Below are 23,030 nucleotides of genomic sequence, written 5' to 3'. Positions count from 1 at the left end.
AAGCCGCTCTATAAGCGGCATTTTTATATCAAAATGGAAATTAAGCTCTAACGGTAATACTTGGTGAGGTATTAATCTCGCCATCGTCCGAAATGGTCGCGGCATTATTATCACATAATAAAATGGCGATATTGCCAGCCTTGCTGCTGCGAATAAAACAAAGATCGTAGCCGAATTGAGTCAAACTGCTAGTAGCAAATTTTTGCGCAAGCGAAAGCTTGTCCCACAAATTAGATTGCTCTGCGGTATATTGGCGTCTTTCTAGTAATACTTCTCGTTCAAGAACTGCGTGCACAATGGCCTCTTTATCACGTTAGTAATACGTATTTTACATTCATATTATACGTTTAGTAGCTGCAACATATCGTAGATCATTATTAAGATCAATCATTAAAGTTAAAATTTTCATAAATAAACTTTTGCTGGTTGGCCAGTATAGCAGCCTGCATTTGTCAAAAAGAATAATTTTTTAAAGTATATTTCGTTATTCTCCCGAGATAGCAGGTTATAATTAATTTAGATTTGTCACAGTTAAAGAGAGTAAAGTTTTTATGAGTCAGGTATTGGATGATCTTTCAGCACTTTTAAAATTAGAGGTAATAGAGCAGGGTATCTACCGTGGCGAAAGTCAAGATTTAGGCTTTAGAGCTTTATTTGGTGGCCAAGTTATGGGCCAAGCGTTGTCGGCCGCACAAGAAACCGTTGCAGAAACTCACAATGTACATTCTTTACATTCTTATTTTTTAAGACCAGGTGATGCGAGTAAGCCCGTAGTTTACCAAGTTGAAAATATTCGTGATGGCAAAAGCTTTAATACTCGTCGTGTAAATGCGATTCAAAATGGCCAAGCTATTTTCTATATGACGGCTTCATTCCAACAACAAGAGCAAGGTTTTGACCATCAAGATGTTATGCCTATAGTGCCTAAGCCTGAAGAGTTAAAGTCGTATACTGATTTTATTTTTGATAATCAAGAACATATACCAGAAGAAATACGCGGTAAATTCTTATCTGAAAAGCCAATAGAAACTCGACCTGTCAAACAATACGATTGGCTAAAACCTGAAAAAACAGAAGCTAAGTGTCAAATGTGGATAAAAGCTAATGGTAAACTACCTGATGACCTTCGTATTCATACCTACTTATTAGCTTATACTTCTGACTTTAATTTTTTACCTACGGCTTTATTTCCTCATGGTGTTAGCTATTGGCAGCCAAACTTTCAATTAGCAACTATTGACCATTCCATGTGGTTTCACCGACCATTTCGCATAGACGAATGGCTGCTATATTGTATTGATAGCCCATCAGCTAGTGGTGGTAGAGGCTTAGTAAAGGGTCAAATATTTAACCAAGCTGGCTTGTTAGTCGCCTCTACTATGCAAGAAGGTGTTATGCGCCAACGTTAGATTGGGCATTTTTCCAGTCGTAACCGCTTGGGTGCTGAAACACTCTCAAGCCGAAAAGCGGTGCTGCTGCATATAAATGGTCGAATATATCGGCCTGTATAGCTTCATAATTCACCCAGTTTTGATCACTACTGAAAAAGTATAACTCTAGTGGCAAGCCAACTTCTGTTGCCGGTAACTGCCTAACCATACATGTCATATCATGATGCACTTTTGAGTGCTGTTTTAAATAAGCCGTTATATAAGCTCTAAAGGTGCCAATATTGGTTAGCTGCCTTGTATTAATCGTTGAGACAGTTATAGCGCTATCTACTTCAACCTGTTGCTTGAATATTTCAGATTTTTTGGCTGCTAAGTAATCTTTAAGTAAATTCACCGATGCCAATGATTCAAGTTGTTGTTGGTTATAAAACTCAATACTACTGACATCAATCACAATAGCGCGTTTAATTCTTCTGCCGCCAGAATTAAGCATGCCACGCCAATTTTTAAAAGAACCACTGGTTAAAGCATAGGTTGGCACTGTGGTTATAGTATTATCAAAATTTTTAACTTTTACCGTATTTAACCCTATTTCGATGACATCGCCATCGGCACCATACATAGGTAACTCAATCCAATCGCCGGGTGCAACCATCCTATTAGCTGAAATTTGAATACTCGCGACCAAGCCTTTAATCGTATCCTGAAACACTAAAATTAATACGGCAGTTAAAGCGCCTAAACCACTAAGCAAGTAAAGCGGTGAACGATCTAAAATTTGCGATACCGCCAATATTGTTGCTACTAAATACACCACAAGCTTAATAACTTGTAAGGTAGAGTTCAGCGGTAAGTATCGTTCGCTAGCGGTTTGTCGGTAGAGTTTATTAATAACATTAAGCACAGCACTTATAGTGCGCGCTATTTGAAAACAAAGGCCTATTTTAGCAACCACTATCAGTACTGTGGCGAGTAATGAGCTTTCATCCAAAAAGTAAGGGGTCAGTAACAGTAATAATATAAAAGGAACTAACAAAGAAATACGTGCAAATACTTGGTGATCAAAAAATAAATCATCCCAAGTGTTTTTTGAAGCTGTTGTTAGTTTATGTATTAACACAAGCACATAGTTTTTCGCGATATAAAAACTAATACTGCAAAATAATAAAATAATCAAGCAAGCGATAATAACCGAACTCAAGGTTAAGTATGACTCATGTAAACCCTGCGCCGTTAACCATGAAGTAATTATGTCCTGCATTAATTATCCTTGTTTGCTTGTTCTTCAAGCTCAATCATTTTTTTATCTTTATCTAACCAAAGCTGATTAACCCACTTTTGAAACTGTATTTTATAAGCACGATCATTAACATAATCCCCCTTTAAAGAATCGCCAATATCTTGCGTTTCAATAGCAATATCTACTTGCTTTATCTTGCCTGATAGAAAGTCTATAAAGTTTGGCTCACCATCGGGATAATAAATGGTTACATTAACAACTTTACTCAAATTGCCTTTCATTGCTTGTAGTACAAAGCCAATACCACCGGCTTTAGGCTTTAATAACCGTTGAAAAGGCGAGTTTTGCTTCTGATGTTTTTCAGCGGTAAAGCGAGTTCCTTCAATAAAGTTCATTACACTTACTGGCTTGTGTTTAAACTTTTCACAGGCTTTTTTGGTTGTTTCGATATCTTTACCTTTTAAGTGTGGATTTTTCCTTAAAAAGTGTTGGCTATAACGCTTCATAAAAGGAAAGTCGAGTGCCCACCATGCTAGTCCCAGAAACGGAACATAAATTAATTCTCTTTTTAGAAAAAACTTTAAGAATGGAATTTTGCCATGAAAAACACGCTGAAGAACTAAAATATCGGTCCAACTTTGATGATTACTTATCACTAAATACCAGTCTTTCATTTTTAATTTTTCTAAGCCAGAAACGTTAATTTTTGTTTTAGTGAATAGCTTTTGGATAAAAGTATTAAAAAGCACCCAATTACTGGCCATTTGATCCAGTAAATAACTAAAGAACTTTTGCCACAATGCAATAGGCCCTAAAGCTTTTAACAGTGAAAAAATTAGAATAGGCAGTAACCATAATAAGGTGTTTGCAAGATACAAAAGCACAGAGAAGCAGGCAATAATAGGGCCAGGTAAAAAATGTAGCATATAAACAACCGAAAAATTAAAATCTAAAAACTAGCTATGATATTAATGGGTTTTGCGCATATTTTCAGTAAAAATCGTTAAAAAAATAATAGCTTGTTAATAGAGAATATTCATCGTAGTTATTTGAAGTGTAAATATAAACTAGCGTCAACGTCACAAAAGTAGGCTTTATGACAGGTTTTATTTAGCATAATAAAACTAGAATTCAAGGTTACATGTTATTGCGAGGAAAAAAATAATATGGGTAAAAACGCACCATATATTTATTGCCATCGACATTCTGCGAATAAAACACCATATTAACTTAGTAAAACATTAACTTTAGTGCACTAATTCCATAAACCATTAGAAAAGAGTAAACAAGTCTAATACAGCGGCAAAAGTAGGTTGCAAAACTACCATGTTTCAAGGCAATCTTAACCAATAAGAAAAGAGGGATTGTAATGAATTTTAATCGGGTTGTAATAAAAGTTGGTAGTGCATTAGTTTCACCTGACGCTCAGGGTTGTAGCGGTAAGTATATACTCGCTATTGCGCGTTTTATTACTCAATGTCAGCAAGCAGGTAAAGAAGTTATTCTGGTTTCATCGGGTAGTGTAGCCGCTGGCAGAGGATTAATTGCGCACGGCTCATCCAATCCTTCAATACCTATAAAGCAAGCGATGGCGTCGGTTGGTCAAATGAAGATGATGGCTAACTGGCAACGCTTTTTTGATGTTCCTTGTAGCCAATTATTAATAACGCATGGCGACTTAAAAGATCGTCAACGCTACATTAGCATTAAAAACACCTTACGAATTTTACTCGAAAATGGCGTTATACCTATTGTTAACGAGAATGATACGGTGGCTACAGAAGAGTTAAAAGTTGGTGACAATGATAATTTAGCAGCATTAGTCGCTGTCGTTAGCGAAGCAGATAGTTTATTTATTTTAAGCGATGTTGACGGCGTATTCGAAGAAGATCCACGTATAAACCCACAAGCTAAATTAATTCCTGTTATCAACAAAATCGATGACGCTATTTATGCCATGGCAGGCGCTACCAATAACAGTATTGCTACCGGCGGTATGAAAACAAAAATTCAAGCAGCAGAAAAAGCGGTAGAAAACGGGATTGAAACCTATATTTTTAATGGTAGTCGCGGAGAAATATTTGAACAAATCTTACGTTTTGAAAACCCAGGCACTCACTTTGTTGCTAAAGAAAGTGCTACACGGGCACGTAAACATTGGTTAAAGCACACGTTAAAAAGTAGTGGTACTGTTTTAATAGATGTTGGTGCAGTTAGCGCTTTGAACAATAAGGGCGCATCTTTGCTTCCTTCAGGTGTTGCTGATGTGAAAGGAAGTTTTAAAGTTGGCGATTGTATAGATATTTATGACGCCAAAAATGGTAAACATATCGCAAAAGGTATAAGCCAATACAATACCCATGATCTCAAACGCATTAAAGGTTGTAAAAGTGATGAAATAAACACTTTACTCGGTTATTGTCCAAGCAAAGTCGTTATACATCGTGATGATATGGTAGTGTTAACATAATCAATAAGTTAAGTGGCGCTGTATATATCGCGAGTAAACTTCTGCACTGATTTAGTCGGACTAAAACTCTACTCTTAAACCCTCTTCTACAATCACTAAACTAGAAGGTGAAAATTTAAATAAATCATTACTAATACGATCAAAATCAATCAATACTGAAATGGGTAAATGTTGCCCGATAGTATTTTTAATTGAGTTAATAGAAGTCTCAGACTTTGGGAAGGTGTTATCAATAACATCAAATTTGGTAATTAATGGATTACTTACTTTCAAAGCGTTACTCGCTTTGTCAAAAAAAATTTGGCCTTTAAATGTCGTATCAGCAGTAAGTTGGTGACCATTCTTAATAACCTTTATACGAGCAGTTATAGCAACAGACTGACTAGCAGCATACAGTGCTAAATAGGGGTTTGAGGCTTCTAATCTATATTCCATATATGTTTCAACGACTGGAAACCTTATGCTCAAAATACTATTAATTTGGCGCTCTGACATGGTTAAGCCTAAAGCAAAAACTTGTTGGCTAAATACAATAAAAATAAAAATGAGCACGCCTATTTTTTTCATCATTACTACTTACCTTTTTAATTACCTACTAAAGATTACTCACGTTTACTTTTTAAAATTAGACCGATTAATAAGCCTATCACTAACATCAAACCAATTAAAATGGCTCGCGGCATGGCAAAATCCCAAAACAGGAAAGAGATACTGACAGTTGCCATATTCTGTAACACAATAATTAAACATAAAATTGTTAATATTAATATAAAATATCGGTGTATTTTACTCATTACTGACTCCTAATATTTGTTTTTAAATGAACCTTATATTGTTAAGTACAAATAAAATTTTTGAGGCTGTTGTTACTACCTATAGATGCACTGAACCTAACAAAAGTCACATATGAATGAAAACTTTCTATATTCCATATCGCTGCAATTTAACTTAGATTAGTCTGTAATATCATCAAAGGTATTTTCAAACGCGGTGGTGAATCGTTGAAGCTTATTTTGTTGAATAAATGCAATTAGTTTTGCAACATAATGATGACCTTCTTCAGAGTACTCAGTCAATGTTTTTGCTAAAGAAGTACCTGTAAACGACGCTTCTTTTTCACGCAACATTGCTCGACTTTCTCGTAACCCTTTATAAGAATCATGGGTGTTAAGGTTTAAAATATAACTACGAACAGCCATATTGATAGAGTCAAATCTAGCGACTTCATGACCTTTACCTGACTCTCTTAGCGCAGGCTCCATACCGCAGCCTGGCGAAAAGCACCATTGGCCGAATAAATTATTACCTTGCTTTGCAAATCGTGATGTTCCCCAACCAGACTCTATAGCAGCTTGCGTTAGCGCTAAAGATGGAGGAACGTAATCAACTCTTTTCAGTAGCTCTTCAAAAGTGTCGTCATCAATATATTCACTTTCTACTTTATAGTTTTTTGAAATGTTCAGTAACCAAGTTTGCTGTTTAGCAGTCAGCTTTGCTACAGGAACACTCTTAAGCATATTAATAAGCTTTCTTAATTGTAATACGTGATTATTTTCAGCTTGAATAATAGGGTATAAGGTCGTGAAAAAAGCTTCCTTTTTTTCTTTTACATCTCTAATTTTAGAAAAGTCCGGCAAACTTTTCATGCTTGAGTTAACTTTTGCTTCTGCTTTAGGGAGTAATAGCGCTGAATGGTCGCCCGTAATAACACTACCGATGAACGCCAAAATAAAAAGTGCGCATAGAAATAGAACGGGGATTTTAAATTTTATCTTACTGTGCATGCTGTGCCCTATGGTTAATTTAACACTGTGTATTATATCATTTCATTGGCGTTGTAATTTCTTTATTTAATAATTACAACGCCAAATTTTACTTTATAAACGCCGAATCGTTTTAATATAGGCACTAAGCACATCAAAGTACTTTGTGCGCTTTACTTGTCTTGATCCTCAGAACGAGCACTGACAGCCATTTTTTCTAATGCACGTTTATAGCGCATTTTTACAGTGCTTAATTTCTCTTCAACCACCAAAGCTATATCGCTAAAATCAAGATCACCTGCAATTCGAAACACAACAATTGAGCGCTCTTCTATACTCAATTTCGCTAACAGATGGTCAATACTTTTATCACCTTCTGTTGAGCTATTTTGTATGCCATCAACTGCTATATGCTCAGCTTCATCGAGGTCAACTAAATCCAGTTGCTTTTTCCTAAGCCGAGTTAAAGCTTGGTTGTGTGCAATTCGATAAATCCATGTTTTAAAACTGGCGCGGTCTTCAAATTTAGCTAGGCTATGAAAGACACTAAGCATAGTATCATTTACAGCCTCTTCTGCTTCTTGGGTTGAGCCTAAATACCGGTAACAAACTTGTATAAGTTTTTTATGATATCGATGAAAAAGCACTTCGTAGGCCGTTGTCACATAAGGTAGTTGCAACCGTGCAATTCGCACAAGCTCAGCATCACCTTCTTGAGACAAGCGATCAGAGACACGATTATTTTCGCCCTCTGATATGGTCATTATGCGCTCACTTTTCTTTGGTTGTTTTACTTATCTTAGTTGTTTTACTAGCTTTAGCCGCTTTACTTGGCTTAACTAACTCACTCATTTTCGTAGTAAGATATTTTTCAGTTAACAGATCTTGATTTGGAATACTCAAACGCTTACCCGCTTTATTTTCAATTAAGGTATTAACCGTTGAAACAGAAACGACATTTCCAATAAAACCATCGAATTCAACTTCATCTCCTGGCGAAAGCTGCTCTCTCGCATAAATACCTGAAACAATACTGTTTGCGATAGTTTTAGTGCCCAGGCCTAACGCTAATGCAAGGGCGATACCTAGGCTCGCAATCAGCACAGTGAAAATCGTATTAAGTAATGCCATTTCTAATTCAAGCTGGCCTGTAACCAATGAAAAAGTAATAAATAATACTAATATCTGAAGTACACGCCCTGCTGCTGCACCATACTCCACACCTAAACTATCAAGTGAACTTTCAACTTGAGTTTTCACTAGGTTAGCAATAAATAAACCTATCAATGTAATAACCACAGCTCCTAATAACTTAGGTAAGTACAATACAAATTCATCAAGAATTGCCGAGAATCGATCTAAACCTAGCGTATCTGCACCAGCAACAAGTATAATCAGTACAAAAAACACATGGAGAAGTTTGCCGATCATTTCAGACGGCGTTAATTTCAGTCCTAAGGTTTTAATAGCCTTGTCAACACTGAGCTTTTGGCATAGCTTATCAAAACCTAGCTTCTCTAAAATTTTTGCTACCCACTTTGTAATTATTTTGGAGATAAATAAGCCAATATATATAACAATTATGGTGGCAATTAGGTTAGGTAAAAAACCTGCTATTTCAGTCCAAAAGCCTGATAGGGCATTACTAAAAGATTGTGTCCAAACATCTAAGTTCATTATAATTCTCCGGTGTTTTTATTATTTTTTGATAATTTTGTATTTAATAATGTTTGTTTTTGTTGATTGTGAAGTTCAAGTTTTCGCTTTGCAGAATACATTGAAGCACCAAAACCAAGAAAAAGTACCCAAATCCAACCGACAAAAAGTCCTGTAACGTCTTTCACCGCCGTTATATTTGACGACGTTGACAGCACTTTTTTTAATGCTTCATCTTCGTCAGATTGAGGGCTGTTTTCTTGCCACATTGTTCTCAATTTGTCTTCGTCAAAACTCATTTGTGTTCTCCAACAATAAAAAGAGGTGCTATGAAATACACAGCACCTCAATCACTAACTAGTTAATAATTAAAATTTCTACTCGTCTGTTTTGCGCACGGCCTTCAACAGTTTCGTTAGAGGCAACAGGCTTCTCTTTACCAAAGCCATTTGACTGTATGCGATTAACATCAATGTTACCTACTTGGCTCATAAAATCAGCCACTGTTTGAGCTCTGTTTTTAGAAAGCGCAAGATTAAGTTCTGCACTGCCTGTTGCATCAGTGTGACCTGAAACTACAATTTTAGAATTCGGGAATCGGCTGATCGCATCATTAATTTTATTTAATAACGTAAAGTTAGATGATTCAATTTCACTACTGCCCGGCTTAAAAGAAAAGCCTTGAGCACGAATTAAAACGTTATCTAATTGTCTATAAACTGCCGCTTCTTCCTCTTTAAATAATGACTGAACGCCAGCAAACCTTGCATTGTCTTCACGTTTTGCTTTTTGCTCTTCTTCAAGTGCCATTTTCGCTGACAAAATAGCTTCATCTTTATCTCGAGCTAAGCGAGATTCACGCGCTTCTAAAGAGACTAATTCGCTGCTCAAACTATCAGTACGTTGGCTAGTTTGTGTTAACGTTTTGTGCGCATAAGCCACCACTTCTTTATTTGATTCATTAAATGGCAAGCTGGCTGTAATAGGCGATAAGGCATACTCAAGCTGCTCTTGATACCAAATAAGTTTCTGCTCTTCAGTGAACTTAGCGTCTTTAAAGTATTTATTCATATCAGCAATCCCTTGCGCACGCTGAATTAACCAAATAGCACGATTAGAATGCACGTTAGCTTTTTGCGTGTTAGATCTATCAGCCTCTAAAGTATTCAATGCTAATTGATACTCGTCTTGCGCCTGAGCAAACAAAATTGGCGCAATGTCGTCTAAATCTTCTTTAGCTGCGGTATTAATTGTATTTTTAGCCACGCTTAGCATGTTAGTTTTTAAAGCTGTAAGTTCAATGGCTAAGTACTGGTTTTTTAACTCATTAATATCACGTATAGCACGTTCATCTTCACCAAGTTCAAACCAAGCAAGCATTTTTTTAAATTGCTTTTCTGCGTCGTCAAAGCGTTCTGGTACAAGTTTGTCTGCATTTACAATCAGCGCTTTTTGACGAGCATTAAACGCCTCTTCAAAAGTATATTTTGCTTTATTTGATTGTGTTATTGCTGCATTAACTCTATCAACCGTTTCTTTTGCGGTAATGTCTGTTGAAGCTTTTCCTGTTTTGGCTTGTTTTAATGCATCGTCAAAAGCACGTTGTGCCGCTTTCATTTGTTCAGGCGCGTAAAATGCTAAATCTTCCTGCCCTGCTTTTTCTAAAAGCTGCTCTGCTTGATTCAAGGTCGGAAATTTTTTCATCATCTCATTTTCAGATAATGTAACGTTAGAAGCACAACCGGTTATTAAAACTAAAGTCAGTGCGCTGGCAATTAATGTTTTATTCATTTTGAAGTCCTTTATATAGATAATTACATAACTGATTTAAATGCTTAACAAGAAAGGCAATTATGACATTTGTAGATATAGACGACAGGCAAGGTGAAAAAGTCACAAATTAATTTATGAATCTGTATCGTTTATGAATTTGATGGGCTGGATTTATTGGGTGACAACTACAAATAACTTACTAAACAGTCACTTATATTTTGGTTGAGTTTATATGCAGGCACGATACTATGATCCAGTCATAGGTCGTTTCTATTCGAATGATCCTGCAAGTTTTTCGAATATTCATAATTTTAACCGTTATGCTTATGCTAATAATAATCCATATAAGTACACAGATCCTGATGGCGAAAATGCTATAGCTGTTGCTAGGGCTTCATATAGAGTTGGTCAGAGTATCGGTAATGGAATAAATATTGCGACCGAAGCATTGACTGGCGCTAGTCTTTCTACCCATATTGCTAATGCTGTTTATGATGCTGTTCATAATGACTCTTCTGATCCTGTTGATGGTATTAAAGAGGGCAAATCACCTGCGAAAGGAGAAGCTGGAGAGAAAGGTCAATTAGAGGGAGTTGATGGTCAGGCTGGTGCGCTTGAAGATCTAGGAAGTATACCTTTAGAAGAAGGTTCTGAATGGTCATCTCCTGATGGAAGCAGGCAAGGTGGAACGCTTGGTGATGGTAGTGGCAGAAAAGCCAATGTCCATCCGAGTGGTGGAGGTGATTCATATCCCAAAGGTACACCAACCTTAGAAGTACAAAAACCAAATGGAAAAACTGACGTAAAAATTAGATACCCGGAGAATAAGTCTAATGGATAAAGAACAGTTAGATAAATTAGATTCAATCATCAGGGAAAACTTTCTAAACCCTGATGATTACCCAAGAGCTAAAAAAAATAGCGCTTTAATAGGAAGTGTCTTTAAAAGCGATTTTGAAGATTCTGGAAAATGGATTTCACAGGAAGGCTATATTAATGTTATTCAGAAAATATTAAAAAATTCTGAAGATACTGAACTTATCGTTATTGAGGACTTTGAGAGGAAATATAAGTCTTCAGGAAAAACCGTTAGGCTAAATGAGATCGTTAAAGAGTCGTGGGCAGATTTCAATACTTTTGCTGAGCAAACTGAGATTATTTCTTTTTTCGCCATAGGTAAAAGTCAAGATTGGGTTATATGGGCTAACAGAGATTATTGGTGCATTTTGCTACAAAAAACTGTCTATAACTCTCTTGAGTTGGGCATAACTCAAGAGTCAATTCTTACTGCTTTTAGTGAAGCGGATGAAGAATTCATTGCTTTTATTGAAAATTTGTATTCTTAACAAAATACAAATGTAACTTTTAATCAAAGCCCCTTGCGGGGCTTTATTTTTGGCTGCTTTTGAAGCCAAAGGGGTAATGCAATACCTCGGCTTCTGAAGTATATGGAATTCACTGCGTCTAAAATATTGTGTCTTTTAGATATGAATATTAATCCTGTGTTACTGCAAGGCGCTACGAGTGCTTACGAAAAACCACCAACCGCAATGCCGTCTAAGTAATCCAATACCGCCTGATGATGCCCATTTTCAACCGCGACTTTTGCCGTGCTACCAAGTGCTGGTATTTGCTCACTTTCATACCATGCTTTAGCAGCGTCAATACTACCAGCCCATTCTATTACCAGTGAAATACTTTGCTGTTCTTGGGATGTCATTTTCTTATGCTCATTGCTAGTTACTTACCTTTCATTATAGGCAAAGATTAATAATCATAATTCACGTCTCGTAATTATTTTTCATGGTAATGAATTAATATGGTGCGGGAAGAGTATTGTGCACAATAGCTGCTCAATAGATAAGTGCGTTAATTGCACTATTAACTCAACAAGTTATTCAGCAATGTAAGTACAACAGTAATCCGCTAATTCACTCACTTTAATATCAAAAGAGGCGTTAGCTGGCACATAAAAAGATTGGTTGGCTGTTATGGTCTGCCAAGTATCACTACCAGGTAATAACACGCTAACAACACCTTGTTGAAATTCCATCAACTCTTTTTCAGCAGTTTTAAAGGTGTATTCACCCGGCATCATAATACCTAGGGTTTTGAATGAACCATCCGCAAAGGTAACTTTTCTGCTGGTAACTTGGCCATCAAAATAAACACTTGCTACGGTTGAGATAGTGACGTTATTAAATTCTGTCATGAGCTTTCCTTTTTACTTAATCTGTTTGTTCGTGATAAATGTGTGACATAAAAAAGCGGTACTAGCTAAATGTGCCAACACCGCTTTCTAATATATTGTCTAGTTTTCAGCTATTAAGCGTTTGCTTCTACAATGCGCTTCATATCAGTCATGTAACCACGTAGTTCTTTACCGATTGACTCAACACCGTGGCTGCGAATTGCTTCGTTTACTTCGATTAAACGTGCGTTATCAACACCATTTGAAGTCGACTTTAAGCCTTCGCCTAATTCTTCCAATGTAAGCTTACTTGCGAACTCTTCTAATAAAGGTACTGCCGCGTGTGAGAATAAATAGTTACCGTATTCTGCTGTATCAGAAATAACTACGTTCATTTCGTAAAGCATATTACGTGCAATAGTGTTAGCGATTAACGGTGTTTCGTGCAGCGATTCATAGTAAGCTGATGCATTGATAATGCCTGAGTCAACCATAGCATCAAACGCTAATTCAACACCGGCTTTAACCATAGCAACAACGAAAATACCTTTATCGTAATATTCTTGCTCTGAAATTTCAGTGTCGCAAGTGGGTGCTTTTTCGAAAGACGTTTCAGCAGTTTCTTCACGCCATTTTAATAAGTTAGCATCGCCGTTATCCCAATCAGCCATCATACCGGCAGAGAAACGACCTTCGATGATGTCATCCATATGTTTTTGAAATAAAGGACGTAAAATTTCTTTTAATTCTAACGACATATCAAATGCTTTAATTTTAGCTGGGTTTGACAAACGGTCCATCATGTTAGTAATGCCACCGTATTTTAAACCTTCAGTAACACCTTCGATGCCGTATTGTAATAATTTACGTGCGTAACCTGCGTCAACACCTTGAGCCAACAATTGCTTGTGACCTAAGATAGCGGCAGTTTGTAACATGCCACAAAGAATAGTTTGTTCACCCATTAAGTCAGACTTAACTTCAGCGATAAATGAAGAGGCTAAAACACCAGCGCGATCGCCACCTGTTGCAGAAGCATAAGCTTTAGCAATAGCCCAACCATTACCTTGTGGATCGTTCTCAGGGTGAACAGCGATAAGTGTTGGTACGCCAAAACCACGTTTGTATTCTTCACGTACTTCAGTACCTGGGCACTTAGGTGCCACCATAACAACGGTAATGTCAGAGCGAATTTGCATACCTTCTTCAACAATGTTGAAACCATGTGAGTAAGCTAACGTTGAGCCTTCTTTCATTAGTGGCATAACCGCTTTAACCGCTGACGTATGCTGCTTATCAGGTGTTAAGTTTAATACTAAATCGGCTTGTGGAATTAGTTCTTGGTAGTTACCAACAGTAAAACCATTTTCAGTCGCCCATTGGTAAGATTGACGTTTTTCAGCAATCGCGGCATCACGAAGTGCATAAGAGATATTTAAACCTGAATCGCGCATGTTTAAACCTTGGTTAAGCCCTTGTGCGCCACAACCTACGATAACAATATTCCAATCTTTAATGAAGTTACAGCCATCACTAAACTCTTCACGCTTCATAAAGCGACACTTGCCTAGTTGTGCCAATTTTTCGCGTAAACTTAATGTATTGAAATAGTTAGACATCGTATTCTCCTGTGCTTGGTACAACCAAGAAATTAGTTAGGTGGTCAGTTTGTTGACCTTAACCACATCATAGCGAAAACTTATCGTTGCTTAAAATGATATATTTGCATTGCTGCGTTGCAATTTTTGCAATACAGTTAGGTGTAATGACGATTTAAGGAATAAATATGGAATTAAAATCTTTGCGTATGTTTGTCGATTTAGCCAAATCGTTACATTTTGGCAAAACCGCAGAGCAACACCATGTTAGCCCCTCAACGCTCAGTCGTGTCATTCAACGACTTGAAATTGAATTGGGTAACGCATTGCTACATCGCGACAATCGTACAGTGGTGTTAAGCGAAGCGGGCCAACAATTCTACCAATTTGCTGAGCAGCAACTTGAGCAATGGCAATTGTTACAGCTTTCGCTGAACCAAAAGCATGCCGAACTGCAAGGCAAACTTCATATTTATTGCTCTGTTACTGCCGCTTATAGTCATTTACCACCGCTACTTGAGCGCTTTAGGCAGCAACATCCTATGGTAGAAATTATGCTAACCACAGGTGATGCAGCTGACGGTTTGGAGCAAGTTGAAAAACAAGCAGTAGATCTTGCTATTGCGGCAAAACCAGAACAGCTATCACGTATTTTTACTTTTCAGCATTTAGCAAAAATTCCTTTTGCAGTTATTGCGCCTAAGATGATTTGCCAAGTACAACAACAAATTCAGCAGGATTTTCTCTGGTCTGAAATACCGATTATTTTGCCCGAACACGGCCCTGCACGAAAACGCTTTGAATACTGGTTTCGTAAAAAACAGCAAGGAAAAGCCAATATTTACGCAACAGTGTCAGGGCACGAAGCATTGGTGAGCATGGTTGCTTTAGGGTGTGGAGTAGGCATAGTGCCGCAAGTTGTGGTGGAAAATAGCCCAGTTAAAGATAGGGTTCAATACTTAGCAGATGCAGGCGAAATTACCCCGTTTGATCTCGGGGTATGCTGTTTGAATCAGCATAAAGACAAACCATTGATTCAAGCTTTTTTTGAAGCTATTCAATCGTATCAGTCAGATCAAAACGCTTAAAATCTCTGTTGTATTGTGATTATATTGCTTCAGTCAAATGGCGTAATATTCTATCCATAGCTCGATACGACAGTGCTTCGATTAAGTGTTTACGTTCAATATGTTCTAACGATTCCATATCTGCCAGTGTTCTAGCTATTTTAAGTATTTTATGATGCGCCCTGGTGGATAAATTGAGCTTTTCAATAGCAAGCTCCAAAAACTCATTGTCTTCGTCGTTTAATTGACAAAAACTTCTAACCTCGGCGCTAGTTAACTGCGCATTCGCCTTACCTTGACGAGATATTTGTCTTTGATGGCAAGTGCTTACCCTTTTTTGAATCGTGCTACTCGATTCACCTTTACCGTTATCGTTCGCCCACATGCCACGCGGTAAACGAGTAACTTCAATCTGAATATCAATACGATCTAAAAAGGGCCCTGACAACCGGTTGAGGTAACGTAACACTTGCTCAGGTGTACTGCGCTTATCATTGTAAAACCCAGTTGGACTGGGGTTCATAGCAGCTACTAATTGAAACTGTGCTGGAAAAGTTTGTTTTACCAGTGCACGCGAAATGGTTACCTCGCCAGATTCTAATGGTTCGCGTAATACGTCGAGCACTTTGCGCTCAAATTCGGGTAATTCATCTAGAAACAGTACGCCGTTATGCGCCAATGAAATTTCACCCGGTTGCGGGTGGCTGCCGCCGCCAACCAGTGCAGCAGAAGAGGCGGTGTGATGTGGTGCTCGAAAAGGTCGTGTTAACCATGACTCTGGACTAATATTTTTATGACAAATAGATTGAATTGCCGCACTCGACAGAGCTTCCTGCTCAGTCATGGGAGGCAAAATTCCGGGTAATCGACTCGCCAACATTGTTTTTCCGGTTCCTGGTGGCCCTATGAAAAGTAAATTGTGCCGACCGCTAGCAGCAAGCTCTAATGCCCTTTTGGCTAATGGTTGACCAACAACATCGGCAATGTCATGCTCGATTTTGGTCTCATACTCTTGTAAAATTTTTGTCGGAACCAGCGGCAGGCTCTGCTGTTTTAAAAAGTGGGGAAATAACTGGCTTAGATGAGATAGGCTTAATATGTTTACTGCTTGAACCCAACTTGCTTGTTCTGCATTCTCGCTCGGTATAACTAAGGTTCGGCCACTTTCTCTGCAGGCCATTGCCATCGGAATTTCACCAATAATCGGCCTGAGCTCTCCCGACAGTGCAAGTTCGCCAGCAAATTCATATTTGTTTAAGTCGGTATCTGGCAACTGAGCAGCAGCGGCCAGAATACCAATGGCAATAGGTAGGTCGAAGCGACCACCTTCTTTGGGCAAGTCGGCGGGAGCCAAGTTAACGGTTATACGCTTTGCGGGGAATTCATAGCCACAATTGATAATAGCGCTACGCACACGATCTTTCGCTTCACGTACTGATGTTTCAGGTAAACCAACAATATTAAAAGCCGGTAACCCGTTAGCTAAGTGAACTTCTACGGTAACTAAAGGCGATTCGAGCCCAATACGCGCTCGACTGAAAACACAGGCTAAGGTCATAAAAATCCATTTTTATTTTTACATATCGAACAGAAAGTGTAGTTAAACAAACCCCATTGCGCGAAAAATAATCAGCTAAAATTTTTCATAATATCTTGGCCGTTATAACGCGTAATTATTTTTTACTGAAAAAAACACTAATAAACCACTTGCGCTTGATATTAGAGCTATGGTACTAATTTAAATAGGCTTGAAACTCTCAGCACTCAACAAATAATTTTACAGATAAATTAAATAAATATGCAAAACTATACCTTAGTGATTATTAACGTCCTCATCGTGGTGATTCTCAAATCGTCGCGGGGTATTTGTTGAGCTAAAGAAAATTAAAAATCTTAAAATAACAAACCCCCCGCTTCGAAAGGACCGGGGGGTTTGTCGTATTAAAATATTAAACCGCGCATAGCGCACAAACATTATTAACTTTTGGAGAATACTTGTTAATTTTAATAAATTTATACTTTTCATTTTAGTGAATGGTTTATGAATAAAATACTTTTAATAAGTTAAACAATTACATGACAACAACTGAAAAAAAATTAACCGGCGCTAGCTTATTATTTAACGTGCTAGAGCAGCATGGTGTTGAACATGTTTTTGGCTACCCAGGTGGTGCAATAATGCCGATTTACGACGCACTTTATGACAGTGGCGTTGAACATTTTTTATGTCGACATGAGCAAGGTGCGGCATTTTCGGCTGTAGGTTATGCAAGGGCATCTGGAAAAGTTGGTGTTTGTTTAGCTACATCAGGTCCAGGCGCAACTAACTTAATCACTGGACTTGCTGATGCTCTGGCAGATTCTATTCCCGTTGTTGCTATAACTGGGCAAGTAGCTACTGCCGCTATGGGTTCAGATGCCTTCCAAGAAATAGATATTTTTGGTTTATCGCTGGCCTGTACCAAGCATTCTTTTCAAGTCACTAATATTGACGATTTAGCCGATGTTTTACATCAAGCTTTTGCTATCGCGTTAGAGGGCAGACAAGGGCCAGTATTGGTTGATATTCCAAAAGACATTCAAATTGCAGCCGTTAATGGCTCGGTCGATGATTTAGTTAATTTACAAAACAAAGTAAAATTACCACCAGCAAACGTAGGCAATGCATTAGCATTATTAAATCAAGCGAAAAAGCCGATTTTATATGTTGGCGGTGGTGTTGGTATGGCTAATGCGATTGATGAATTACGCGATTTTGCCAAAATAACTGGCTTACCTTGCGTGTCAACATTAAAGGGGCTTGGCGCCATTGACCCCGAAGACAAATACTATATGGGCATGCTAGGAATGCATGGCACTAAAGCCTCTAATTTAGCGGTACAAAAGTGTGATTTGTTAATTGCTGTAGGGGCTCGTTTTGATGACCGAGTAACAGGTAAATTAAACGAATTTGCGCCCAATGCAAAAGTTATTCATTTTGATATTGATACCGCTGAAATTAATAAACGCAGAGTGGCTGACGCTTCAATTTTAGGCGATTTAAAAGTTAATTTACCGGCCTTGGCTATTCCATTATCGATTGAGCCATGGAAAGCATTTTGTTTACAAATGAATGCCGATTATGCCTGGGATTATAATCACCCTGGCGAGACTATTTTTGCGCCAGCAGTCTTGAAAGAAATTAGCGATAAAATGCCTAAAAATAGCTGTGTAACTACCGATGTAGGCCAGCATCAAATGTGGGCAGCGCAACATATGATATTTGACGATCCAAGTAACTTTTTAACCAGTGCCGGCATGGGGACGATGGGCTTTGGTATACCTGCGGCGGTTGGTGCACAAGTAAGCCGACCAACCAATTGTATTATTGCCATTTCAGGTGATGGATCTTTTATGATGAATGTACAAGAGTTATCAACCATTAAACGTTTCCAATTACCGGTTAAAATCGTGCTAATTGATAACGCTAAGCTAGGTATGGTTCGCCAATGGCAAGACCTATTTTTTAATGGTCGATTAAGTGAAACCGACTTAGCTGATAACCCTGATTTTATTATGCTAGCTAATGCTTTTGATATTAAAGCTCAAATGATCACTAAAAAATCAGAAGTAAGTGCTGCTATCGAAGAAATGCTAGAGCACGATGGTCCATATTTATTACAAGTTAAAATTGACGCACAAGACAACGTATGGCCGTTAGTGCCACCGAATACGGCAAACGATAAAATGATGGAGAGTACCTAATGAATAATTATCAATTAATGATATCAGTAGATGATAAGCAAGTGGTACTTGAGCGCATATTACAAGTGACCCGTTATCGTGGTTTTTTAATCAATGGCATGAACGCTAATGTTAATACCGGAACAAAAATTGGTACCATCGAATTAATGGTTAGCAGTGAACGCCCAATTGAGCTTTTAGTCGACCAGATTAATAAACTGATCGATATCAAAGAAGTAAAAGTAGACAACACAGCAACGCAGTAAGAGTATGCCTGCACTAGTTTTACAAAGCTTTAACGCATACAACATGCAAGTTTAATGGTGAACTTATGCCGTGGCAAAATGCTACGGCACATGTTTTAACCATCATATTTATTAGGGGTCAGCGGTATTTGAAGCTACTTTTCACGGGACAACGACAATACCTGAAAATTGCTTAAAGCCAGTTTAATCACTTTATACGTTCTGACTTCGCTTAATATGTTTACGTTAAGTAAAGGGCAGTAACATTGCTAAACTACAATGAGTAAAGCAGCACAGCTGAAACTTATTTTAAAAGCTCATAAATTAATGATTTTTTTAAAATAATTTTTATTACATACAACAGTTTATTATCGTATTCATCAAATATATAGGGACTAAGGTCATGCCAAAATTAAGATCAGCAACTTCTACTCAAGGCCGCAATATGGCTGGCGCTCGAGCACTATGGCGTGCAACGGGTATGACAGATGGTGATTTCGGCAAACCTATTATTGCCGTGGTTAACTCATTTACCCAATTTGTACCAGGTCATGTACATTTAAAAGACATGGGGCAACTCGTTGCTGGCGCGATTGAAGAAGCCGGTGGTGTCGCAAAAGAATTTAATACTATTGCTGTTGATGATGGCATTGCCATGGGCCATAGCGGCATGCTTTATAGCTTACCTTCTCGTGATTTAATTGCCGATTCTGTTGAATATATGGTGAATGCTCATTGTGCCGATGCCATGGTATGTATTTCAAACTGTGACAAAATAACTCCAGGCATGTTAATGGCAGCAATGCGCTTAAATATACCGGTAATTTTTGTTTCTGGTGGCCCAATGGAAGCCGGTAAAACTAAGCTTTCTGACCAAATTATCAAGCTAGATTTAGTTGATGCCATGATTAAAGGCGCTGATCCTACGGTAAGTGATGAAGACAGCGATAAAGTTGAGCGTTCAGCTTGCCCTACCTGTGGTTCATGTTCTGGCATGTTCACTGCGAACTCAATGAACTGTTTAGCAGAAGCGTTAGGTTTAGCCTTACCGGGTAACGGTTCAATGTTAGCGACTCATGCCGACCGTGAGCAACTATTTTTAAAAGCAGGTAAAGAGATTGTTAAACTAACTAAGCGCTACTATCAAGACAATGACGAATCTGCCTTACCACGTAATATTGCCAGTAAAGACGCGTTACATAATGCCATGTGCTTAGACATTGCGATGGGTGGTTCAACCAACACTATTTTACATTTACTCGCTACCGCACAAGAAGCAGAAATTGACTACACCATGGAAGACATGGATAAATTATCTCGCATAGTACCGCAGCTATGTAAGGTTGCCCCTTCAACGCCAGAATATCATATGGAAGACGTACATCGCGCTGGTGGTGTTATTGCTATTTTAGGTGAGTTGTCACGCGCCAACTTACTTAAAACTGACGTGCCCAATATTTTAGGGACAACATTAGCTGATGTTATCGCCAAATATGATATTAAAGTTACTGACGATGAAGAGGTTAAAAAATTCTACCGTGCAGGTCCTGCCGGTATTCGCACCACTAAAGCATTCAGCCAAGATTGTCGTTGGGATACTTTAGATGACGATCGCGAAAACGGTTGTATTCGAAGCATAGATAACGCCTTTTCATTAGAAGGGGGTTTAGCAGTACTTTCGGGCAATATTGCTGTGGACGGCTGCGTAGTTAAAACCGCAGGTGTTAGTGACGATAACCTTGTATTTACTGGCCCTGCTCACGTATTTGAAAGCCAAGATGCTGCAGTTGCAGGCATATTAGATAAAAAAGTTGTTGCCGGTGAAGTCGTTGTTATTCGTTACGAAGGTCCTAAAGGTGGCCCAGGCATGCAAGAAATGTTGTATCCAACCACGTATTTAAAATCAATGGGACTAGGCAAAGCGTGTGCGTTACTTACTGATGGTCGCTTTTCTGGCGGTACTTCAGGCTTATCTATTGGCCATGTTTCGCCTGAAGCAGCGAGTGGTGGCACTATCGCATTAGTTGAGCAAGGCGATCTTATTCATATTGACATTCCTAATCGCTCAATTGAATTAAAGGTAAGTGAGACAGAGCTAAATCAACGTCGTGATGCTATGAATGCTAAAGGCAAAACCGCATGGAAACCTGCTGAACGTGTACGCCCAATAAGCTATGCATTGAAAAATTACGCCATGTTAGCCACCAGCGCCGACAAAGGTGCAGTACGAAACCGCGAATTACTCGATGGTAATTTTAATGGTGAAAACAATGACTGAGGCTGAACAAACAGCATTAATGCAAACACAAGCTACGCAAGCGCAAGGTTTAGATTACTTGCGCAGGATACTGCTTGCACCCGTTTATGATGTAGCGGTTGAAACAGCATTAACACCGATGAGCAAATTGTCATCACGTTTAGGCAATCAAATATTTCTTAAACGCGAAGATCAACAACCGGTACACTCTTTTAAATTACGCGGTGCATATAACAAGTTAAGTAACCTAACTGAACAACAATGTTTACACGGCGTTATAGCCGCGTCTGCTGGTAATCATGCACAAGGCTTAGCCTTAGCAGCCCATAAACTGGGTATTAAAGCGACAATAGTTATGCCAATTACTACACCTGACATTAAAGTAGATAATGTTAGGCGTTATGGCGCTGAAGTGCGCTTAGTTGGTAAAAGTTTTAACGAGGCACAGCAAGCCTCCATGGCTTACGCACAAGCCGAAAAGAAAACTATTATCCATCCTTTTGATGATAGTGATGTTATTGCAGGCCAAGGCACAGTTGCTAAAGAGCTACTACAACAGCGACCTCATACCGATGTGGTATTTATTCCTGTTGGTGGTGGCGGTTTATTAGCGGGTATGGCCGTATATCTAAAACAGCTACAGCCTCATATTAAAGTTATAGGTGTTGAAGCAGAAGATTCCGCTTGTTTAAAAGCAGCCTTAGCCGCTGGTAAGCCTGTTGATTTAGCACAAGTGGGATTATTTGCCGATGGTGTTGCAGTTAAACGTATTGGTGAACATACTTTTGATTTAATAAAACATTACTGCGATGACGTGATCACAGTATCAACCGATGAAATCTGTGCTTCAATTAAAGATATTTTTGAACAAACGCGCGTTATATCAGAACCTGCTGGCGCGTTGTCTTTAGCGGGCTTACAAAAATATTGTCAAAGCAGTCAAGGTGATGAATCATTGGTCGCGATTCTTTCAGGCGCAAATATGAACTTTCATACTTTGCGTTATATATCTGAACGCTGTGAGCTAGGTGAGCAGAAAGAAGCGGTATTATCGGTAAAAATTCCAGAAGAAAAAGGCAGCTTTAGAAACTTTTGTAAGGCACTCTCTGGGCGTGTAATTACTGAATTTAATTATCGCTATGCTGATAACGCTAACGCTTCAAACCAAGCACAAAATGCTAATATTTTTGTTGGTGTTCGCCTCGGCGGTGAAAGTAATGAGCGACAAAAACTTATACAAAGTTTACAGCAACAACATTATGAGTTAACTGATTTTACAGAAAACGAACTAGCTAAATTGCACGTTAGGTACATGGTTGGCGGTAAAAACGAATTGTCGGCACAAGAACGTATTTTTCGCTTTCAATTTCCAGAATACCCCGGCGCTTTAGAGAAGTTTTTAGATACGCTTGGCGAGCATTATAATATTACCTTATTTCATTATCGTAATCATGGTGCGGCTTTTGGACAAGTATTAGCGGGATTTGAAGTACAAAAATCACAAGAAGATGATTTTTTTGCGCATTTAAAAGCCTTAGATTATGAATGCCAAGAAGAAACTGACAACAAAGCTTATCAGACTTTTCTAACCTAAATATCACAAGATTTTCATCCTAGGATGTTAACTTTCATTATACTAAGCAGCTTTAATAGTTA

Annotated in this window: 23 protein-coding genes; 9 read left to right on the top strand and 14 right to left on the bottom strand. The window is 38.3% G+C overall.

Annotated elements, in window-relative coordinates; translation table 11 throughout:
* Nucleotides 1-40: 40 nt before the first annotated feature.
* The gene (locus tag AC27H3_RS08060; RefSeq protein WP_487105180.1) at nucleotides 41-295 is read right to left on the bottom strand and encodes a hypothetical protein; all 255 of its coding nucleotides are present in this window, start codon (nucleotides 293-295) and stop codon (nucleotides 41-43) included.
* Between the two features lie 256 nt (nucleotides 296-551).
* On the opposite strand from AC27H3_RS08060, the gene tesB reads away from it, so the two are divergent.
* Nucleotides 552-1,409, top strand: a complete 858-nt coding sequence (gene tesB / locus AC27H3_RS08055) for an acyl-CoA thioesterase II (protein WP_487105179.1) — start codon at nucleotides 552-554, stop codon at nucleotides 1,407-1,409.
* Here tesB and AC27H3_RS08050 read toward each other — a convergent pair.
* Together AC27H3_RS08050 and AC27H3_RS08045 are read right to left on the bottom strand one after the other, a co-directional pair.
* Complete coding sequence (locus tag AC27H3_RS08050; protein WP_487105177.1) at nucleotides 1,393-2,652, bottom strand: mechanosensitive ion channel family protein; 1,260 nt, start codon at nucleotides 2,650-2,652, stop codon at nucleotides 1,393-1,395. The genes tesB and AC27H3_RS08050 overlap by 17 nt on opposite strands.
* The gene (locus AC27H3_RS08045) at nucleotides 2,652-3,557 is read right to left on the bottom strand and encodes an acyltransferase (protein ID WP_487105175.1); all 906 of its coding nucleotides are present in this window, start codon (nucleotides 3,555-3,557) and stop codon (nucleotides 2,652-2,654) included. The genes AC27H3_RS08050 and AC27H3_RS08045 overlap by 1 nt, the downstream gene beginning before the upstream one ends.
* Before the next feature lie 443 nt (nucleotides 3,558-4,000).
* Here AC27H3_RS08045 and proB point away from each other — a divergent pair, with 443 nt between their 5' ends.
* Nucleotides 4,001-5,101 carry a glutamate 5-kinase gene (gene proB / locus AC27H3_RS08040; RefSeq protein ID WP_487105173.1) on the top strand — a complete coding sequence of 367 codons (1,101 nt, stop codon included), beginning with the start codon at nucleotides 4,001-4,003 and terminating at the stop codon, nucleotides 5,099-5,101.
* Between the two features lie 60 nt (nucleotides 5,102-5,161).
* On the opposite strand, the gene AC27H3_RS08035 is transcribed toward proB, so the two are convergent.
* The 7 genes from AC27H3_RS08035 to AC27H3_RS08005 form a co-directional block, all read right to left on the bottom strand.
* On the bottom strand, nucleotides 5,162-5,671 hold the full coding sequence (locus AC27H3_RS08035; protein WP_487105171.1) for a hypothetical protein: 510 nt from the start codon (nucleotides 5,669-5,671) through the stop codon (nucleotides 5,162-5,164).
* Between the two features lie 32 nt (nucleotides 5,672-5,703).
* Nucleotides 5,704-5,826, bottom strand: coding sequence for a LapA family protein (locus AC27H3_RS08030; RefSeq protein ID WP_487105380.1), 123 nt, complete (start codon nucleotides 5,824-5,826; stop codon nucleotides 5,704-5,706).
* A 228-nt stretch (nucleotides 5,827-6,054) separates the two neighbouring features.
* Nucleotides 6,055-6,885 carry a glucosaminidase domain-containing protein gene (locus AC27H3_RS08025; protein ID WP_487105169.1) on the bottom strand — a complete coding sequence of 277 codons (831 nt, stop codon included), beginning with the start codon at nucleotides 6,883-6,885 and terminating at the stop codon, nucleotides 6,055-6,057.
* A 152-nt stretch (nucleotides 6,886-7,037) separates the two neighbouring features.
* Nucleotides 7,038-7,628, bottom strand: a complete 591-nt coding sequence (locus AC27H3_RS08020) for a sigma-70 family RNA polymerase sigma factor (protein ID WP_487105167.1) — start codon at nucleotides 7,626-7,628, stop codon at nucleotides 7,038-7,040.
* Between the two features lie 7 nt (nucleotides 7,629-7,635).
* Nucleotides 7,636-8,541 carry a mechanosensitive ion channel family protein gene (locus AC27H3_RS08015; protein ID WP_487105165.1) on the bottom strand — a complete coding sequence of 302 codons (906 nt, stop codon included), beginning with the start codon at nucleotides 8,539-8,541 and terminating at the stop codon, nucleotides 7,636-7,638.
* The gene (locus AC27H3_RS08010) at nucleotides 8,541-8,819 is read right to left on the bottom strand and encodes a hypothetical protein (protein WP_487105163.1); all 279 of its coding nucleotides are present in this window, start codon (nucleotides 8,817-8,819) and stop codon (nucleotides 8,541-8,543) included. Before AC27H3_RS08010 ends, AC27H3_RS08015 begins: the two co-directional genes overlap by 1 nt.
* Nucleotides 8,820-8,877: 58 nt before the next feature.
* Nucleotides 8,878-10,311, bottom strand: a complete 1,434-nt coding sequence (locus tag AC27H3_RS08005; RefSeq protein ID WP_487105161.1) for an OmpA family protein — start codon at nucleotides 10,309-10,311, stop codon at nucleotides 8,878-8,880.
* A gap of 214 nt (nucleotides 10,312-10,525) precedes the next feature.
* Here AC27H3_RS08005 and AC27H3_RS08000 point away from each other — a divergent pair, with 214 nt between their 5' ends.
* Together AC27H3_RS08000 and AC27H3_RS07995 are read left to right on the top strand one after the other, a co-directional pair.
* Nucleotides 10,526-11,134, top strand: a complete 609-nt coding sequence (locus AC27H3_RS08000) for an RHS repeat-associated core domain-containing protein (protein WP_487105159.1) — start codon at nucleotides 10,526-10,528, stop codon at nucleotides 11,132-11,134.
* Nucleotides 11,127-11,639, top strand: coding sequence for a hypothetical protein (locus AC27H3_RS07995; protein ID WP_487105157.1), 513 nt, complete (start codon nucleotides 11,127-11,129; stop codon nucleotides 11,637-11,639). Before AC27H3_RS08000 ends, AC27H3_RS07995 begins: the two co-directional genes overlap by 8 nt.
* 182 nt (nucleotides 11,640-11,821) lie before the next feature.
* On the opposite strand, the gene AC27H3_RS07990 is transcribed toward AC27H3_RS07995, so the two are convergent.
* From AC27H3_RS07990 to ilvC, 3 genes are all read right to left on the bottom strand, one after another.
* Nucleotides 11,822-12,013: a hypothetical protein gene (locus AC27H3_RS07990; RefSeq protein ID WP_487105155.1), complete on the bottom strand. Its 192-nt coding sequence runs from the start codon at nucleotides 12,011-12,013 to the stop codon at nucleotides 11,822-11,824.
* 174 nt (nucleotides 12,014-12,187) lie between these two features.
* The gene (gene ppnP, locus AC27H3_RS07985) at nucleotides 12,188-12,505 is read right to left on the bottom strand and encodes a pyrimidine/purine nucleoside phosphorylase (RefSeq protein ID WP_487105153.1); all 318 of its coding nucleotides are present in this window, start codon (nucleotides 12,503-12,505) and stop codon (nucleotides 12,188-12,190) included.
* 113 nt (nucleotides 12,506-12,618) lie between these two features.
* Entirely contained in the window at nucleotides 12,619-14,103 is a 1,485-nt protein-coding gene (gene ilvC, locus AC27H3_RS07980; protein WP_487105152.1) for a ketol-acid reductoisomerase, read from the bottom strand.
* 167 nt (nucleotides 14,104-14,270) lie between these two features.
* On the opposite strand from ilvC, the gene ilvY reads away from it, so the two are divergent.
* Nucleotides 14,271-15,170: an HTH-type transcriptional activator IlvY gene (gene ilvY / locus AC27H3_RS07975; RefSeq protein WP_487105150.1), complete on the top strand. Its 900-nt coding sequence runs from the start codon at nucleotides 14,271-14,273 to the stop codon at nucleotides 15,168-15,170.
* 19 nt (nucleotides 15,171-15,189) lie between these two features.
* Here the strand turns inward: ilvY and AC27H3_RS07970 are convergent, their stop codons facing one another.
* On the bottom strand, nucleotides 15,190-16,707 hold the full coding sequence (locus tag AC27H3_RS07970) for a YifB family Mg chelatase-like AAA ATPase (RefSeq protein ID WP_085300829.1): 1,518 nt from the start codon (nucleotides 16,705-16,707) through the stop codon (nucleotides 15,190-15,192).
* Between the two features lie 518 nt (nucleotides 16,708-17,225).
* On the opposite strand from AC27H3_RS07970, the gene ilvG reads away from it, so the two are divergent.
* From ilvG to ilvA, 4 genes are all read left to right on the top strand, one after another.
* A complete protein-coding gene (gene ilvG, locus AC27H3_RS07965) occupies nucleotides 17,226-18,893 on the top strand; it encodes an acetolactate synthase 2 catalytic subunit (RefSeq protein ID WP_487105147.1) in 1,668 nt (555 codons plus the stop codon).
* Nucleotides 18,893-19,138, top strand: a complete 246-nt coding sequence (gene ilvM, locus AC27H3_RS07960; protein WP_487105145.1) for an acetolactate synthase 2 small subunit — start codon at nucleotides 18,893-18,895, stop codon at nucleotides 19,136-19,138. Before ilvG ends, ilvM begins: the two co-directional genes overlap by 1 nt.
* Nucleotides 19,139-19,520: 382 nt before the next feature.
* Nucleotides 19,521-21,395: a dihydroxy-acid dehydratase gene (gene ilvD / locus AC27H3_RS07955; protein WP_487105143.1), complete on the top strand. Its 1,875-nt coding sequence runs from the start codon at nucleotides 19,521-19,523 to the stop codon at nucleotides 21,393-21,395.
* On the top strand, nucleotides 21,388-22,968 hold the full coding sequence (gene ilvA / locus AC27H3_RS07950; protein ID WP_487105141.1) for a threonine ammonia-lyase, biosynthetic: 1,581 nt from the start codon (nucleotides 21,388-21,390) through the stop codon (nucleotides 22,966-22,968). The genes ilvD and ilvA overlap by 8 nt, the downstream gene beginning before the upstream one ends.
* The last annotated feature ends 62 nt before the right edge of the window (nucleotides 22,969-23,030 follow it).

This window comes from Colwellia sp. NW0002-52-1 (genome assembly GCF_057550865.1).
Note: the sequence above shows the minus strand (reverse complement) of the source record. Positions and strands in the feature narration are given on the sequence as shown.